This window comes from Cyanobium sp. ULC082 (genome assembly GCF_977927535.1).
Genome location: NZ_OZ376397.1, coordinates 1,544,674 through 1,560,408 on the forward strand (window position 1 = coordinate 1,544,674; position 15,735 = coordinate 1,560,408).

Sequence of the window (15,735 nt, forward strand, 5' to 3'; positions counted from 1 at the left end):
AGATGCTGGACGCTCAGATTTGCTGGACGCTCAGAGGTGCTGAAGCTGGGGATAGGCCGTGAGCAGCTCCTCGGTGCTCAGCACTTCGCCGGCTCCTTCCGGCTGCCAGATCACCTCCAGGGCCAGCAGGTCGTTGGCCGGCACGGCGCCGATCAGCCGCAGGGCCTCCCGCAGGCTCTCGGCAGTGTTGACTGTTTTGATTGGCATCCGGCCCCGGCTGGCCACCAGCAGGGTGATGGCGATGAAGTCGCTGGCGGCATCGGCATTCCCCGCCGGCCGGGCCGAATCCTGGAAGCGCTGACCGCCCACATTGGAGGTCACCTCGCTGCGCAGCTTGCTGCGCTCGGTCATCGAAAGGCGATTGAAGGTGGATTCGGTACTCACGAAGGGAACCTGACCCACCTCACAGTTGGCGTAGACCCAGAGGTCGGGCTGGCGCATCAGGGCCAGGCTGGTTTCCTGCAGCACCTTCTGAAGGCCGCCGCTGTCGGAGGTGTTGGCCGTGGCCGCCAGACGGCGGAGATCATCCTGCAGTTCCCGGGCCGTGGCCAGCAGACCCACCTGCAACTGCACCACGTTCACCGGCCCCTCGGCCACCGGGGCATAGCCGCCGCCGTTGCCGGCCGAAAGGGCGGGTCCGCCGCCTCCCCCTCTGAGTGCATTGACCAGCACCCCGGCGATGGTCATCAGCACCAGGAAGCCGAACAGCCCGCCGCCGCCGAAGCCGAACATCGGGATCAGGAACGGAAATCCGATTCCGCCACCCCCAAAGCCGCCGCCGTAACCACCGCGATAGCCGCCACCGCCGCCAAAACCACCGCCGCCATAGCTGCCACCGCTGCGGGGCATCGAAGGGGCCGAGCGGAAACTGCCACCGCCGATGCGGCCGCCACTGGCAGCATCGCTCGGGCGTGGTGCTGCGAAGAGCAGCAGGCCGCTGGTGAGCAGTGGCAGGAATACCCAGGCGGAGAGGCGCCGAATCATGGTTGGGTTGAAGGTGGGTTTGAAGTCTGCCGAAGAAACGGATTTCAAGACTGACTTGAAAAATCTGCGGAAGGAAGCAAGGAAGGAGGGCACGGAAATCGCCCGAAGCATGACTTGAATCTAGGAACCCCCCCCCACAATGGTGACCACCTCCAGAACATCCCCCGCCAGAACGGGTTGCTCGCCCCAGTGTCGCCTGGGAAGGATCGCGCCGTTGAACTCCACGACCACCAGCCGGGGCTCATAGTTGCAGCAGCGCAGCAGCGCCTCCAGGCTCAGACCGGCCGGGCAGCGGCGCTCCTCGCCGTTGAGCTGCACGCAGATCATCGCTGTCATCGCGGCGCTTCGCCTGGATCTGCCCCGGCCGGGCCGCTGCCATCGAGCAGCCCCAGCAACTGGCGGGTGGCGGCGCCTGGGTCCGGCGCCGCCGTGATCGCCCGCACCACGGCCACCGCCGGCGCTCCGGCGGCGAGCACCGCCGCCAGGTTGGTGCTGTCGATGCCACCGATCGCAAAGCAGGGAATCGGGCTGGCGGCCGCCGCCGCCGTCACGTAGGCGAGGCCCACCGGCTCCCGGCCCGGCTTCGTGGGGGTGGCATGAACCGGTCCGACACCGACGTAGTCACAGCCATCAGCCACCGCCTGATGCAACTGCTCGAGGCGATGGGTGCTCCGGCCGATCAGGCGCTCCCGGCCCAGCAGGCGGCGGGCCAGCGCCGGTGGCAGATCACCCTGGCCGAGGTGGACCCCGTCGGCGTCCACCGCCAGGGCGAGGTCCACCCGGTCGTTGACCAGGAACAAGGCGCCATGGCGGGCGCAGAGCTGACGCAGGGCGCTCGCCTCGGCATACCGCTGGCTGTCGTCAGCCTGCTTGGCGCGGTATTGCACAAGCCGCACACCGGCCGCCAGCGCCGCCGCCACGGTGGCCTCCAGCTGGGGCGACGGGCTGGTGACCAGATAGAGGCGGCAGCGGGCCAGCTGGTGGCGACGGCGATCGCCATCGGGGCTGCCGGCCAGCAGATCCACCTCCAGGTCGTAGAGGGCGTACCGAAGGCTGGCGGCTTCGGCGGCGAGGGTCGGATCGCTGGCGCGGCCGAACTCCTCCAGCACCCGCAGGGCTTCCTGAACCCGGCCGGCGTTGGCGGCGACCACCTGGGCAGGACTGCGGCGCTCCAGCTGGGCAGGGTGGCCGAGGCCCGCCGATCCATCGGTGGCGGTGTGGCGCGCCAGCTTGTAGCGCTCCAGATGACAGCGACCCAACCGCTGGCGCATGTCCTTGGTGCGGGCGACGAGATCAGCGCGCCCCAGGCCGAAGCGGCACCAGTCTTCGATCACCCGCAGCCCTTCCCGGGCCCGATCGAGGTTGGCATCGATCAAGCGGTCCACCGCAGCCGGCGGCGGGGAGGAAGCCGGCAGCGGGTAGAAAGCCGGCGGGTCGATGGCAGAGGGTGTGGGCTGGATCACATGGTTCAGACGGGGGAGCGGAAGCTGCCTAGGTTGATCACAACGGGGACGGGACCTTTGGCCAAGGATTCGGGTGGCAACGACGTCGTCGGTGGCGACAATCCCATGCTGGTGTTGATCACGGGAATTCTGCTGCTGGGCGGCATCGGCCTATTCATCAGCTGGGGCCTCACCCACGCCTATCCGGCCGCCTGAGCCGATCACTCCCGCCAGTGCCGAGAGGATCCGGCGGGAGTGATCGGCATCCGCACCGATCTGGGCGCTGAGCGCCTCCAGGCTCCCGAAGCGCTGCTGGTGGCGCAGCAGCTCCACCGGCTCCACCTCCAGTTCCTTGCCTTCGAGCTCCAGTTGGCGGTCCAGCAGGTGCACCTCCACCGCCGAAGGGGCCAGCGGGTCAACCGTGGGCTGGGGACCCAGGTTCATCACAGCGGCCAGCGGCTCAGGCCCCCCCCCACGCACGAGCGCGGCGTAGACCCCTTCGGCGGGCAGGAACTTGCGGCCATCCACCCGCAGGTTGGCGGTGGGCCAGCCCAGCTCCCGCCCCAGGCCGCGACCGCGCACCACCCGCCCGCTGAAGCGATAGGGCCGCTCCAGCAGGCGGGTGGCCTCGGCGATCGCGCCAGCGGCGAGGGCACGGCGGATGCGGCTGCTGCTGACCCGCTCGGCACCGTCCCACAGCATCGGCAGCACCTGCACCCGCAGGCCATGGTCTGCGCCGATCCGCCGCAGGGTCTCCGTGTCGCCGCTGCGACCCGCCCCGAACCGGAAGTTCTCCCCCACCGCCACCTCGCGGGCAGCCAGCTGACCCACCAGCACCTGCTCCACGAACGCTTCCGGGCTGAGGGCCGCCAGATCACGGGTGAAGGGCACCAGCACCAGCTGCTGGATGCCGCAGGGCGCCAGCAGCGAGAGCTTCTCGACGGGCAGGTCGAGCCGCAGACGGGTTTCGCCGTAGAGCAGCTCGCGGGGGTGGGGCCAGAAGCTCACCACCGTGGGAACCAGGCCAGGGGCTGGATCCGTCGCGATCGCGGCGATCACGCGACGGTGGCCCTGGTGCAGGCCATCGAAGCTGCCGAGGGCCAGGGCGGTGGGGCCCAGGGCGTCCTGGGGTGATCGCAGGGGAATCAACGGTGCGGCCAGTGCCCTGATCAAATCCATCCTTCCACGACAACACCGATCACCGCGTGCTGCGTCAGCCATGGCAAGTTTGGGGCGTCAAGTCTCGCCGCCCGATTCCGATGGCCGATCGCCTCGACCTGCAGCTGGTGTCCGCAGCGGTCAGGCGAATGGGCTGGATCCGCTTCTGGGCCCAGCTGGTGCTGGGGGTGGTGGTGATCGGGGTGCTGTTCTTCAACAACATCAGCGGACGGCTGGCCGCCAATTCCAGCCGGGCCCTGGGCCTGGGTCCGGGACTTTCCCTCACCACCCTCTCGTTCCTGGTCCTGCTCTGGTCGCTGTGGCAGGCCTGGCTGGTGGTGCGCTGTGGCCGCGCCCTGGCCAGCCCGGTGCGGCCGAGCCGCGGTGAAACGGCCCGCCTCGTGAAGCGCGCCCTGATCGCCGACCTGGCCGGCCTCAGCCTGGCCGCTGTCGGATACCAGGCCCTGGCCGGCAGCCTGTTCGTCCAGGCCTCGATGCAGGTGCCGGGCTTCTTCGGGGCCCAGCTGGCCGTTCCGCCCGGCACCCGCGGTGGCCTGATGGGCCTGCCGATCACCTCGATCGAGATGCTCTCGGTGCTGAGCAACACCCAGGTGCTGTTCGCCCACCTGATCGGGCTGCTGATCAGCCTCTGGCTGCTGCAGCGGGTCTACCGGCCCACCTAGGGCCACACCTGGGGCACCGCCTGGGGCACCAGGTCCTGCAGCGCCGCCAGCCCGCCCCGCCAGAACAGCTCCGGCTGCAGGGGGGTGAGGGCAGCACCGCCCCGATGGATCTGGGCCACGTCCGTCGGCCAGTCGCGCGGGCCGGCCGTGGCCGACTCCAGATCGACCACCACCTCCCCGGCCAGCCAGTAGTAGGTGCGGCCACGGGGATCGGTGCGCTCATTGAACTGATCCAGATAGCGCCGCACCGCTGGGCGGCACCAGCGCAGCGGCCCGATCTCGGCGCCAGGCAGGGCCGGCACGTTGAGGTTGAGCAGCAGGCCGTCAGGCCAGCCCGCCGCGATCACCCGTTCAGCCAGATCGAGGGCCAGGGCGGCCGCCGGCTCGAACTGCCGCCACTGAAAGCAGGCACTGCTCACCGCCAGGGCCCGCAGGCCTTCAAGGGTGCCCTCCATGGCCGCGGCCACCGTGCCGGAATAGAACACATCACTGCCCAGGTTCGGGCCGTGGTTGATGCCGGAGAGCACCAGGTCGGGGGGGCTCTCCAACAGCCGGCCGAGAGCCAGCTTGACGCAGTCGGAGGGGGTGCCGCTGCAGGCCCAGGCCGTCACCCCGGCGGCGAACAGCCCATCGGCGCGCTCGGCCCGCAGCGGCGTCTGCATGGTGAGGCCGTGGCCGGTGGCGGAGCGCTCCTGATCGGGACAGACCACGGTGACCGTGTGGCCCCTGGACGCCGCCTCGGCCGCCAGGGCCTGGATCCCGGCGGCGAAGACTCCGTCATCGTTGCTGATCAGGATCCGCATGGAAGACAAAAATGAGGCTATGGGGAGAACGCAGGTGAAGCTGGGTTAGCCGGAAGCTGAATACCACTCTGATCAACGATAAGGGGAGGTCCTCCTGAGACTTTGACTGGTTCATTCTGGTCATTGTGCCGACCAGCATTCAATTGGCTCCGAGCCCAAACAGGGTTCTTGCTAAAACCAACGGCATCGGGTAGACGATCTGAACGGAAGTAGCCTCGAAGAATGCGCCCCAGTAATGGCCCAGAAAAAACTGTGGGGTTACCACAAGCAACCCGAGACAGACCAAACCTGCCTGACGACAGGCTGGCGGATTGGCCTCGCAGACCAGCAGAGCGCTCGCCAGAATAAATGGGAAGACATAGAGCGCGCATCTCCACTGATCTCCGGCTGACAGGTTGACAAGAAAATAACAACCAAGAATCAGCAAGCCATGAGCAAGAAATAATCGATACGACGCTTTCGCCCGAACAAGCTGGTCAAATCGCCAACCAAAGAGAGAATGCTTGCTGACAACCATGAATGCTGCCAGAACAGGAAAAATCCAAAACCACCGAAACGCAGCAAACCATTGAATCAATCCGTAAAGGATGAAGGTTGGGTGATAAGTTTCAAGCTGCCAGAATAGATTACTGATTTTCTCATACTGGTAATGCTCCAACGGCGCAGGAAAAACCACTCCTGAATCAATCAAGGCACGAAATGCCATCACAAGCAAAATCGCTGGCAAAAAATAAAAGTATTGTCTTGCGATGAACCTGAGCTTCAGGTCCTGCCGAGAACTGAGCGCCCAGGCCAATGACGGAAGCAGCAGCAAGGAAACAATCGCCCGCTCATCAAGTGTCAGGGCAAGGAAAGACAGAAGTGTGGTGGCAATCAGCCCTGGAGAAAACAGAATGGCTGCAACCGCCCCGCAAGCCAGCGAATCAGTGGCGACCCAGCATGTGGTGCCTGAAACAACCAAGAAGGTCAGAGAAGCGCAGATCGTGAGAATGAAAGAGGTTACGGGGTCACACTTACGACGAAAGATTCGATGCAAAAGGAAACACAAAAAAAGAGAGCCGAAAAGACTCGGCAAGACGATGGCGTGCCCACGAAGACCAACGAAGTGATTGAACAGGGGGACTGCCAAGCGATAGGCAAGAACATTGTCAACCGTGTCATAAACAATTCCGAATGGATCTCTGGCCTGTTGCATCATCAGCCCATAGCGGTCTGACGATTCGCCCCAATTCAAATAGACCCACAAGGGTGGAAAATAAAGAAACACCGAGACAAAAAATGAAACAGCCGCGGGAAAGCGAAGGCACAAGTTCACGCCCGCTTGCTTGACATTCCCGAGCCGGATGACCACATGATTGACTCGCCTATGTTGCATTCAATCCCAGTTTGAAGAAGAGCATGAAAAATTCTCTAAAACATGATGCCTTCATGGAAGCAGCTTTCATCGCTCCGAACAGTCGATGCACACATCTCTGATCCGTAAACCTTCAACTCACCTACAAGTGGCAGATCCTGGTTTGCTCTCACTACTTTGCCTCCTTGCGCTCTGATCCAGAGTGCCCTGTCCATCAAAGCCTGTCGCGTCAACATTTAACGTTGGTCTCTCTCGAAGCCTTTCCGTGAGCGCCACGATCAGCCTCCAGCAGCTCAGCGAGCAGCTCGACAGCCTGGAGGCCGAAGCCGCCGCGGCGATTCAGGCGGCCGCCAGCGCCGCCGAGCTCGAACCGCTGCGGGTGGGACTGCTCGGCAAGAAGGGGCGCCTCTCCGCCGTGCTCGGGGCGATGGGCCGGCTCTCGGCTGAGGAGCGGCCCCTGGTGGGCCAGCGGGCCAACCGGCTCAAGGAGCAACTCCAGCAGCTGCTGGCCGAGCGGCTGGGCACGCTCAAGGGGGCGGCGCTCGAGGCTCGGCTGCAGGGCGAACGGCTGGATGTGACCGCCCCGAGCCGGTACGCCCCGGCCGGTCACCGCCATCCGCTGATTTCCACCACCGAGGAAATCGTCGACATCTTCGCCGGCCTGGGTTACCGGGTGGAGGAAGGGCCCGAGGTGGAAACCGACCACTACAACTTCACAGCCCTGAACATCCCGCCCCACCATCCGGCCCGGGACATGCAGGACACCTTCTATCTCCCGGAGGGCTCCCTGCTGCGCACCCACACCTCGCCGGTGCAGATCCGCCATCTGGAGGCCAACCCGCCGCCGGTGCGGATCGTCGCCCCGGGCCGGGTCTATCGCCGGGATGCCGTCGATGCCACCCACTCACCGGTGTTCCATCAGGTGGAAGTGCTCGCCCTCGACGAGGGCCTCGACTTCAGCCACCTGCGCGGCACCGTCACCGCCTTCCTGCAGGCGTTCTTCGGCGACCTGCCGGTGCGCTTCCGGGCCAGCTACTTCCCCTTCACCGAACCGTCCGCCGAGGTGGACGTGCAATGGCGCGGCCGCTGGCTGGAGGTGATGGGTTGCGGCATGGTCGATCCTGCCGTGCTGGAAGGTCTGGGGCTGGATCCGGAGCGCTGGAGTGGCTTCGCCGCCGGGCTTGGCGTGGAGCGTTTCTGCATGGTGCGCCACGGCATCGACGACATCCGCCGCCTGTTCAGCAGCGACCTGCGCTTCCTGGAACAGTTCTGAGCAGCGGGTCCGGGGAGCCCGATAAACTCCGGGATCACCCGCCTGCGATCGGTGCCCTGCGTCGGACTGATCGTCAACGATGGCAAGGACCTCGCCCTGGCAACGGCCGAGGCCATCGAGGCGCACTTCACGGCGGCCGGAACCAGCGTGGTGCGGGTGAGCAGCTCCGGCGGTGTGGTGGGGTTCGCCAATCCCGATCAGCACCTGCGCACCCTCGGCTATGCCGCCTGCGTGCCGCCCAGCTTTCACCCCGACCTGAGCCTGGCGGTGGTGCTGGGCGGCGATGGCACCGTGCTTTCCGCGGCCCGCCAGACAGCCCCGATCGGGGTGCCGATCCTGACGATCAACACCGGCCACATGGGCTTCCTGGCTGAGGCCTACGTCCATGAGCTCGAAGCGGTGCTGCAGCAGTTGCAGGCCGGCCAGTGGACCGTGGAGGAGCGCTCCATGCTGGTGGTGAGCGTGATGCGGGGCGAGCAGCGCCGCTGGGAAGTGCTCTGCCTCAACGAGATGGCCCTGCACCGCGAACCCCTCACCAGCATGTGCCACTTCGAAATCGCCATCGGCGGCCACGTGCCGGTGGACATCTCCGCCGACGGGGTGATTCTCTCCACCCCGACCGGCTCGACCGCCTACGCGCTCAGCGCCGGCGGTCCGGTGATCACTCCCGATTGTCCGGTGCTGCAGCTCACCCCGATCGCACCCCACTCGCTCGCCTCCCGGGCCCTGGTGTTCAGCGACCGGGAACCGGTGACGATCTTCCCGGCCACGCCGGAGCGGCTGATGATGGTGGTGGACGGTAGTGCCGGCTGCTATGTCTGGCCCGAAGACCGGGTGCTGATCCGCCGCAGTGAACACCCGGCCCGCTTCGTGCGGCTCCAGGATCACGAGTTCTTCCAGGTGCTGCGCAACAAGCTCGGCTGGGGCCTGCCCCACGTGGCCAAGCCCGGCAGCTCGAAGCCCGGCGCCAGCCAGCGGGGCCAGATGCGGCGGGGGCGGCGGGGATGAGCCGTGGGGAATGGATCCTGCTGGTCGGTCCCCAGGCCGAAGCCAGGGCCGATCGCCTGCTGGCCTCGGGCTACCGCGTCGCCCGGCTGGGCAGCCTGCTGGAGCCGCCGCTGCTGGCGCTGCTCTCCGGTGAGGAGGCCCGCGCCCTCCTGCCCACCCTGCGGCTGACCATGCCGGAGCTGGCCCTGCTGCTCGACATCGGCTCCGACAGCGTCGCAGGCCGCTCCGAATGCCTCCAGGCCGGTGCCGATGATTTCTGGCTGTCGAGCGCCGGCTCCAGCGATCTGCTGAGCCGCGTGCGGCTGCATCTGCAGCTGGGCAGCCACCGGTCACCGCCCCGGGGCGTGATCCAGGTGGCTGATCTGCGGGTCGACACGGGCAGCCGCGAGGTGCGTCGAGGCAGCCGCCTGATCAACCTGACCGCCCGGGAGTATCAATTGCTGATGGTGCTGCTGCTCCACGTCGGGGAAGTGCTCAGCCGGGAGCAGATCCTGCGCGAGGCCTGGGGAGACCAGCCGGAACCGGCCAGCAACGTGGTGGAGGTCTATGTGCGCTACCTCCGCCAGAAACTGGAGGAGCAGGGGGAGCGACGGCTGATCCACACCCTGCGGGGCCAGGGCTACTGCCTCTGCGACAGCCAGCCACCCGCCAGGTCAGCTCCAGGGCGGACAGCCCCATGAATCCCCCCATCAGCAATCGACTGGCACGTTGGGGCGCCCTGCAGGCCTGCCTGCTCACGCTGGCGACGGCCGTGGGAGCCGATCAACGGGCACCGTCCGAACCGCCCCAGTTCCTGCCGATCGAGGCGGAATGGTGCCTGGAGCCAGCGGCGATCACGACGCCTCCGGCAGCGACGCCCTGTCTGCAGCTGGAGGTGCCGCGCACCCCGCGCCAGTACGCCTGGGGAATGATGGGACGTCCCCCCCTCGGTGCCCTGCGCGGCATGTGGTTCCGGTTCGAGCCGGCCAGTCCGGTGAGCTTCTGGATGCACCGCACCCTGGTGCCGCTCGACATGGTGTTCCTGCGCGGTGGCCGGGTGATTGCCATCGAGGCCTCCGCCCCACCCTGTCCGCGCCTGCCCTGCCCGAGTTACGGGCCGGCAGAACCCGCCGATGGCGTGGTTGAGCTCGACGGGGGCGAAGCGGCGCGGCTGGGGATCAGGCTGGGCTCAGCCGCTGCGCTGCGCTGGCGAGGGACATCGGGCCGGACTGATCAGGGCTTGGCCAGCGGCAGCAGGCACTTGTCCGAATCGCAACCGGCTGGCCCGGCTTCGACCAGTTCGCCGCCGTCGTAGCGCTGCAGGGCCTCGAAGAAATCGACGCTGGAGCGGCGGGCGGCCACCTCGGCCTGCAGCCTGGTGTAAGTGGCCGCATCGATCGGCTCGAACGGCAGCCGCGGGAAGGTGGCATTGGCATCGAAGCGGGCCAGCAGGGCGGCGGAGATGTAGCCCTCGCCTGCGTCGATCGCCTTGTGGATGGCCTCTGCCAGCGGCTCGATCTCGTTCTCACGGAACTCCACCGTGGCGGAGGTGTTGTGGGCCGTGTAGTGCTTCTGCACCTGCATGTAGAAGTCGAACTGGGCCAGCGCCGAGAAGTTGTTGATCTCCACCGCATCGGCGCCCGGAATGTTCGCCCAGCTCACTTCAGTGGGGATCTCCACCAGCCATTCGCCGCAGCGGGGATCAAAGGGGTCATCCAGCAGGCGCCCCTGCTCGTCCTTGTCGGATTGACTGGGCACGATCGTGTAGCCGTAGTCGAGGCAGGCCAGCGCCACCGGATCGTTCTTGCGGAAGGTGATGCGGCGGATGAAGCGCTGTGCCTTGGGGGGATGCCAGCCGGGGGATGCGCCGGTGAGCAGGCTCTTGGTGCCGGCCGGTTGCACCGTGGTGCAGCGGTTGGGGCGCCGCAGACCGTGGCGGTCGCAGTAGTCCCACACCGCTTCATTGACGATCTGCTTCCAGCGCCCCAGGTACTCCGCTTCCTGGGCCTTGAACTTCAGCCCCTGCTCCGTTTCAGGGCGGCCCTGCTCCCACCAGTTCAACCAGGGGGTGCCGAAGGCATGCACGAAGAAGTCGAACAGGCCGGTGAAGCTCACCCCCACAATCGGATCCCAGGCGCGGCTCTGGCGGTAGCGCTCCACTTCGAAGTCGTGGTTGAGCAGGCAGGCCACCGCCAGGCCGCCAGCTTTGAAGGCATCAGCCTGGGCCTGGTGATCGGCGGGATCGATCCGGTTCAGATGCACTTCCGCCAGGTTGCAGTGGAAATCAGCACCCAATATTTCACCGCATGGATTTAGGCCGTATCGCCCTAATCTGTGCTCCAATTCATTATCTTCAATCTCCGGATGATTCAGCTGTAACCAGCGCCCCGCCTCCTCGCGGCCCTGGTCCACATAGATGTCGATGAACTCGCTGCGCAGCTCAGGGGTGGTCAGCAGGTCGGCATTGGAGCGGGCGATCGCTTCGGGGGCGAACTGGATCGCCCCTTCGCCGCTCTGGAATTGCTTGACCACCGCCTCCAGCACCACCTCTTTCGAGGGGCGGCTGTGGAACACCCGGGTGTGGTTGGCCATCCGCAGCGCATCGCGCTCGGGGTCGATGCTCCAGTTGCCCTCGGCGTCCTGTTGCCAGAGGTTCTCCTTGGCGCCAGCGGCGGCTGAATCCTCCGCGGAGAACTGACGCATGCCGGCGCTGCGGCGGATGTTGCCGGCCACGATCGTGACCGCCGCCTGATCGATCAGCAGGCAGCACTCCACCGAGCTGAGCCGGCGGCCGATCGCCTTGTTGAGGATCTGGGCCACGCGGCCGTAGAGGTCGCCCAGCTTCACCGGGTTGGCCATGCCGCCGAAGCCCTTGAGCGTTTCGCCCACCGGCCGCACGTCAGAGAGGTCCACGCTCACCGTGATCGGGGCGCCGGCGTCGAAGCGCTCGTCGCTGCTCAGCTCCAGCAGCAGCTGGTAGCTGTCGACCCAGCCGCGGCGGGTGTCGCCCACCTTGATCGACACCCGGTTGCCATCGATGCTGTGGCTGGTGGCCTCCTGGCGCGCTCCGGCGGGGGTGAGGCCGATCGGGCTGACGCCCTCGATCACCAGCTGGTTGCGCACCAGCGGCAGCCGCTCGATCAGGCGTGGCTCGATGATGGCGCCGGTGCCGCAACCCATCATCGCCAGGTCCATCATCAGACCGAAGGCTTCCCAATCCACCAGGTTGGTGGAGGTGCAGTTGTAAGCGCCGGAGAAGTTATGGCGCTGCTCGATCCAGGGCGTGCCACCGATCCACAGCCAGCGCCCCGACGGCAGCGCCTGCTGGTGCTTCTGCATGCGCCGGATCAGCTCCACTTCCTCGCCATCGAGATGGCCCAGCTGGCGCAGACCCTCCAGGTTGCGCTCGGACACCTGATGCCAGCTTTCGCGGCCGCCTGGCGTGCGGCGGGAATAGGTGCGGTAAAAAACGGGGTTCGCCGCCGGGGCCGTGGGCGGGAAATCGGGCTCCAGCAAGCCGTTGGCACCGATCTGCCCGCCCTGCAGCCTGCCGGCACTGGCCTCCTGGCCCACCGCTGCGGCGGGATCAACCAGATCGGGGCGCGCTGGGGTGAGGGTCACGGCGGAGGGGGTGGTCAGGTTGGTGAACCATAACGCCACCAGTAGGGGGTGCAAGCGCTGGCGGCCACCAGTGGCAGTGCCTTACTCAGCGGCTGCGTTCGGCTCCACCATCGGGTGGCCGAGCGCGGCGGCCAGGGCCTGGGCAATGCGCGATGCGGCGGAATGACACGGACCGACACCAGAGTTCCCGGGCACGGTCGGCTGGCCCTCCGCGCAGGTCTGCCCCGAGACGATGTCGGTGTTCACCATCACCACCAGGGTGATGCCCTTCGGCTTGTAGTGCTGCACCTCAGTGTTGAAGCCCGGCAGCTCCCCCTCATGGCCGTACCAGTCGAGGGCGCGGGCGAGGCCCATGCCATAGGCCCTTGTCGGGGTCTGGGGCGCCCTTTCATCGGGCCCGAGGTAGATCGGGACGCTGAGGTCGAACGAGGCGAGGCGCTTGGCCTGGGTCGCGGCCGAGAGGATCCCATTGCCGGTGCCGAGCGCTTCACCCCACACCAAAAGGTCGTTGAGGCTGGAGATCATCGCCCCGGCCGTCCACCCCCACGACGGGTTCCAGTCCGTGGCATCAACCGGTTGTCTGCCCTTGACGCCCTGCAGCGTGTAGCCCCGGGCGTGCGGCTCCGCAAAGGTCGCGTCGGTGGGCATCAGCGTGTGGTCGAGCCCCAGCGGCTTGAGGATCTGCTCAGCCAGCACCTTCTCGATGGGCTTGGCCGTGACTTGCTCGATCACCATCCCCAGCAGCACGAGGTTGGTGTTCGAGTAGAAGACCATCTCCCCCGGTGGGAACAACGGCGCGTCCTGCTTCACAAGGTCGACGAGCTGCTGGGGCGTCCAGGGAGTATCGGGATCGGCAAAAAGCGCGTCCTGGAAGCTCTGGTTGAAGGTGTAGCTGGGGATGCCGCTGCGCATCTCGGCCAGCTGGGCCAGCGTCGCCCTGCCGTTGGGCATTCCCGGCACGTAGGTCTCGATGGGGTCGTCGAGCGAGAGCGCGCCCCGCTCGGCCAGTTGGAGCAGGGCCGTCACCGTGAAGGTCTTGGTGACGCTGCCGATGCGCTGGTTGACGTCCGCGGCCATCGGCATGGTCCTGGCCCAGTCCTCGTAGCCAAGCGTCGCCACCCAGGTGCCTTCGGCGGTCTTCACGGCCATAACGGCGCCGGGTGCACTGGTTTCTGCGAAGGCGGCGCTGGCGGACTGGTTGAGCGCCTTGGTGGTTGCGGCGTTGAGCCCGTTCACCACAAGCGTGATCCTTTCACTTGCTGGCGCCGTGGTCTCTGCTGCCGGTCGGTCGGCGCCATAGACCACCGAACTCATCACCAGGGCGGTGGTGAGAGCCAGGGCAGAGAAGCGTTTGATGGTGAATGCCCCAGGTTCCCTCAAGCTAGATCGGCTTCGCAGGCCGCTCGCCACAACCAGGGGTGGCAGGCTGGGGGGATGACAGCCCAAGCCTCAGCCCCGGCCGCCCAGGCCGCCGATCCCGAGAGGGCCGCCCTGGCTGAGGCCGTGGCCCGGCGCCGCAATTTCGCGATCATTTCCCACCCCGACGCGGGTAAGACCACCCTCACCGAGAAGCTGCTGCTCTACGGCGGTGCCATTCAGCAGGCCGGGGCGGTGAAGGCCAAGGGCGAACAGCGCAAGGTGACCTCCGACTGGATGGAGCTCGAGAAGCAGCGCGGCATCTCGATCACCTCCACCGTGCTCCAGTTCGACTACGACGGCAGCACGATCAACCTGCTCGATACCCCCGGCCACCAGGACTTCTCCGAGGACACCTACCGCACCCTGGCCGCCGCCGATAACGCGGTGATGCTCGAAGACGCCGCCAAGGGCCTCGAGCCCCAGACCCGCAAGCTGTTCGAGGTCTGCCGCATGCGGCGGATCCCGATCTTCACCTTCATCAACAAGATGGATCGGCCCGGGCGCGAGCCGCTGGAGCTGATCGATGAGATCGAGAGCGAGCTGGGCCTCACCTGCTGGCCGGTGAACTGGCCGATCGGCAGCGGCGACCGCTTCCGCGGTGTGATCGACCGCCGCAGCCGCGACGTGATCCTGTTCACCCGGGCCGAGCGGGGTCGCCAGGCCGCCGAGCGGCGCCTGGCCGCCGGCAGCCCCGAACTGGCCGATCTGGTGGAGCCGGAACTGCTGGCTCAGGCCATCGAGGAACTGGAGCTGCTCGATGGCGCCGGTGCCGACCTCGACCTGGAGCTGGTGCATGCCGGCGAGCTCAGCCCGGTGTTCTTCGGTTCGGCGATGACCAACTTCGGCGTGCATCCCTTCCTCGATGCCTTCCTTGAGCTGGCCCAGCGGCCGGTGGCCCGCACCAGCCACGACGGCCCCGTCGATCCGCTGCGGCCCGAATTCAGCGGCTTCGTGTTCAAGCTGCAGGCCAACATGGATCCCCGCCACCGCGACCGCATCGCCTTCGTGCGGGTCTGCTCGGGCCGCTTCGACAAGGACATGAGCGTGCGCCATGCCCGCAGCGGCCGCACCATCCGCCTATCCCGCCCCCAGAAGCTGTTCGGCCAGGACCGCGAGGTGGTCGAAACCGCCTACCCCGGTGATGTGATCGGCCTCAACAACCCCGGCATGTTCGCCATCGGCGACACCCTCTACGTGGGCCAGAAGGTGGAATACGAGGGCATTCCCTGCTTCAGCCCCGAAATCTTCGCCTGGTTGCGCAACCCCAACCCTTCGGCCTTCAAGAGCTTCCGCAAGGGAGTCAATGAGCTGCGCGAGGAGGGGGCGGTGCAGATCCTCTACGACACTGACGCCAGCAAGCGAGATCCGATCCTGGCCGCCGTCGGCCAGCTGCAGATGGAGGTGGTGCAGTACCGGCTGGAGAACGAATACGGGGTGGAAACCCGGCTGGAGCCGCTGGGCTTTTCCGTGGCCCGCTGGGTGAGCGGCGGCTGGGACGCCCTTGAGGCGGTGGGCCGGATCTTCAATTGCAAAACGGTCCGGGATGCCTGGGACCGGCCGGTGCTGCTGTTCAAGAACGACTGGAACCTCAACCAGCTCAGCGCCGACCACCCCGGCCTCGGCCTGAGTGCCGTGGCGCCGGTGGTGAGCGGGGTGGAGCCGATCGCCCTCTGAGGCGGCAGCCCGGCTGGCGTCACGGCCGCGGCCTGACTTCGCCAGAATCATTGCAACGAAAGGTAACAGCTTTGCCCGAGCACCACTGGCTGGTCCGGCCACGCCGCGATGGCGGCTCCGACTACGTCCACTTCCTGGCGCGTCAGGAAAACGTCGAGGTGCTCGAAGGCACCCACCTGCCCCCCCAGATGCCCCTGCTCAAGAGCCGCCACTGGCTGGCGCCCCCGGAAGCGGAGGCCCGCTGCCGTGATCTGCAGGAAACAGGTGGCTATCAGGCCTGTGATCCCCTCTTCTGAATCGTGTCGCAGCACCTGCCCTGAACCTTCCTGGGCGCCCC

The 15,735-nt window shown here is 66.8% G+C and carries 16 protein-coding genes; 8 read left to right on the forward strand and 8 right to left on the reverse strand.

Going from position 1 to position 15,735, the window contains the following annotated elements:
• Nucleotides 1-30 precede the first annotated feature (30 nt).
• The 3 genes from ACXMDY_RS08155 to ACXMDY_RS08165 form a co-directional block, all read right to left on the reverse strand.
• A complete protein-coding gene (locus ACXMDY_RS08155; RefSeq protein WP_259701003.1) occupies nucleotides 31-984 on the reverse strand; it encodes a DUF1517 domain-containing protein in 954 nt (317 codons plus the stop codon).
• A gap of 120 nt (nucleotides 985-1,104) precedes the next feature.
• On the reverse strand, nucleotides 1,105-1,320 hold the full coding sequence (gene thiS / locus ACXMDY_RS08160) for a sulfur carrier protein ThiS (protein ID WP_259701004.1): 216 nt from the start codon (nucleotides 1,318-1,320) through the stop codon (nucleotides 1,105-1,107).
• Nucleotides 1,317-2,399, reverse strand: coding sequence for a thiamine phosphate synthase (locus ACXMDY_RS08165; RefSeq protein ID WP_457767587.1), 1,083 nt, complete (start codon nucleotides 2,397-2,399; stop codon nucleotides 1,317-1,319). Before ACXMDY_RS08165 ends, thiS begins: the two co-directional genes overlap by 4 nt.
• Before the next feature lie 105 nt (nucleotides 2,400-2,504).
• Between ACXMDY_RS08165 and ACXMDY_RS08170 the strand changes: the two genes are divergently transcribed.
• Nucleotides 2,505-2,642, forward strand: a complete 138-nt coding sequence (locus ACXMDY_RS08170; protein ID WP_259701006.1) for a hypothetical protein — start codon at nucleotides 2,505-2,507, stop codon at nucleotides 2,640-2,642.
• Here ACXMDY_RS08170 and ACXMDY_RS08175 read toward each other — a convergent pair.
• A complete protein-coding gene (locus tag ACXMDY_RS08175; protein WP_399243639.1) occupies nucleotides 2,598-3,575 on the reverse strand; it encodes a bifunctional riboflavin kinase/FAD synthetase in 978 nt (325 codons plus the stop codon). The two genes, ACXMDY_RS08170 and ACXMDY_RS08175, sit on opposite strands and share 45 nt — an antisense overlap.
• 110 nt (nucleotides 3,576-3,685) lie before the next feature.
• On the opposite strand from ACXMDY_RS08175, the gene ACXMDY_RS08180 reads away from it, so the two are divergent.
• Nucleotides 3,686-4,267: a DUF3611 family protein gene (locus ACXMDY_RS08180; RefSeq protein ID WP_259701008.1), complete on the forward strand. Its 582-nt coding sequence runs from the start codon at nucleotides 3,686-3,688 to the stop codon at nucleotides 4,265-4,267.
• On the opposite strand, the gene surE is transcribed toward ACXMDY_RS08180, so the two are convergent.
• Nucleotides 4,264-5,079 (reverse strand): 5'/3'-nucleotidase SurE, encoded by an 816-nt coding sequence (gene surE, locus ACXMDY_RS08185; protein WP_259701009.1) that lies wholly within the window; start codon nucleotides 5,077-5,079, stop codon nucleotides 4,264-4,266. The genes ACXMDY_RS08180 and surE overlap by 4 nt on opposite strands.
• A 130-nt stretch (nucleotides 5,080-5,209) precedes the next feature.
• Entirely contained in the window at nucleotides 5,210-6,421 is a 1,212-nt protein-coding gene (locus tag ACXMDY_RS08190) for a hypothetical protein (protein WP_457767553.1), read from the reverse strand.
• 268 nt (nucleotides 6,422-6,689) lie between these two features.
• Here ACXMDY_RS08190 and pheS point away from each other — a divergent pair, with 268 nt between their 5' ends.
• The 4 genes from pheS to ACXMDY_RS08210 are packed head-to-tail and all read left to right on the forward strand — an operon-like array spanning nucleotide 6,690 to nucleotide 9,999.
• A complete protein-coding gene (gene pheS, locus ACXMDY_RS08195) occupies nucleotides 6,690-7,697 on the forward strand; it encodes a phenylalanine--tRNA ligase subunit alpha (protein ID WP_259701011.1) in 1,008 nt (335 codons plus the stop codon).
• Nucleotides 7,698-7,748: 51 nt separating this feature from the next.
• Nucleotides 7,749-8,705 (forward strand): NAD(+) kinase, encoded by a 957-nt coding sequence (locus ACXMDY_RS08200; protein WP_259701012.1) that lies wholly within the window; start codon nucleotides 7,749-7,751, stop codon nucleotides 8,703-8,705.
• Nucleotides 8,702-9,385, forward strand: coding sequence for a winged helix-turn-helix transcriptional regulator (locus ACXMDY_RS08205; RefSeq protein ID WP_259701013.1), 684 nt, complete (start codon nucleotides 8,702-8,704; stop codon nucleotides 9,383-9,385). The genes ACXMDY_RS08200 and ACXMDY_RS08205 overlap by 4 nt, the downstream gene beginning before the upstream one ends.
• Nucleotides 9,382-9,999 carry a DUF192 domain-containing protein gene (locus ACXMDY_RS08210; protein ID WP_259701014.1) on the forward strand — a complete coding sequence of 206 codons (618 nt, stop codon included), beginning with the start codon at nucleotides 9,382-9,384 and terminating at the stop codon, nucleotides 9,997-9,999. The genes ACXMDY_RS08205 and ACXMDY_RS08210 overlap by 4 nt, the downstream gene beginning before the upstream one ends.
• Here the strand turns inward: ACXMDY_RS08210 and nrdJ are convergent.
• Nucleotides 9,918-12,230 (reverse strand): ribonucleoside-triphosphate reductase, adenosylcobalamin-dependent, encoded by a 2,313-nt coding sequence (nrdJ, locus tag ACXMDY_RS08215; RefSeq protein WP_259701116.1) that lies wholly within the window; start codon nucleotides 12,228-12,230, stop codon nucleotides 9,918-9,920. The two genes, ACXMDY_RS08210 and nrdJ, sit on opposite strands and share 82 nt — an antisense overlap.
• A gap of 156 nt (nucleotides 12,231-12,386) precedes the next feature.
• Nucleotides 12,387-13,685: a serine hydrolase domain-containing protein gene (locus ACXMDY_RS08220; protein WP_457767554.1), complete on the reverse strand. Its 1,299-nt coding sequence runs from the start codon at nucleotides 13,683-13,685 to the stop codon at nucleotides 12,387-12,389.
• A 54-nt stretch (nucleotides 13,686-13,739) separates the two neighbouring features.
• Between ACXMDY_RS08220 and ACXMDY_RS08225 the strand changes: the two genes are divergently transcribed.
• Entirely contained in the window at nucleotides 13,740-15,398 is a 1,659-nt protein-coding gene (locus ACXMDY_RS08225) for a peptide chain release factor 3 (RefSeq protein ID WP_259701016.1), read from the forward strand.
• A gap of 71 nt (nucleotides 15,399-15,469) precedes the next feature.
• Nucleotides 15,470-15,694, forward strand: a complete 225-nt coding sequence (locus tag ACXMDY_RS08230; protein WP_259701017.1) for a hypothetical protein — start codon at nucleotides 15,470-15,472, stop codon at nucleotides 15,692-15,694.
• Nucleotides 15,695-15,735: the final 41 nt, after the last annotated feature.

What these genes read in the sequence shown, in the direction of transcription:
- ACXMDY_RS08210 (WP_259701014.1), top strand. Translation starts at nt 9,382, where the DNA reads ATGAATCCCCCCATCAGCAATCGACTGGCACGTTGGGGCGCCCTGCAG.
- ACXMDY_RS08205 (WP_259701013.1), top strand. Translation starts at nt 8,702, where the DNA reads ATGAGCCGTGGGGAATGGATCCTGCTGGTCGGTCCCCAGGCCGAAGCC.
- thiS (WP_259701004.1), bottom strand. Translation starts at nt 1,320, where the DNA reads ATGACAGCGATGATCTGCGTGCAGCTCAACGGCGAGGAGCGCCGCTGC.
- ACXMDY_RS08180 (WP_259701008.1), top strand. Translation starts at nt 3,686, where the DNA reads ATGGCCGATCGCCTCGACCTGCAGCTGGTGTCCGCAGCGGTCAGGCGA.
- ACXMDY_RS08155 (WP_259701003.1), bottom strand. Translation starts at nt 984, where the DNA reads ATGATTCGGCGCCTCTCCGCCTGGGTATTCCTGCCACTGCTCACCAGC.
- ACXMDY_RS08225 (WP_259701016.1), top strand. Translation starts at nt 13,740, where the DNA reads ATGACAGCCCAAGCCTCAGCCCCGGCCGCCCAGGCCGCCGATCCCGAG.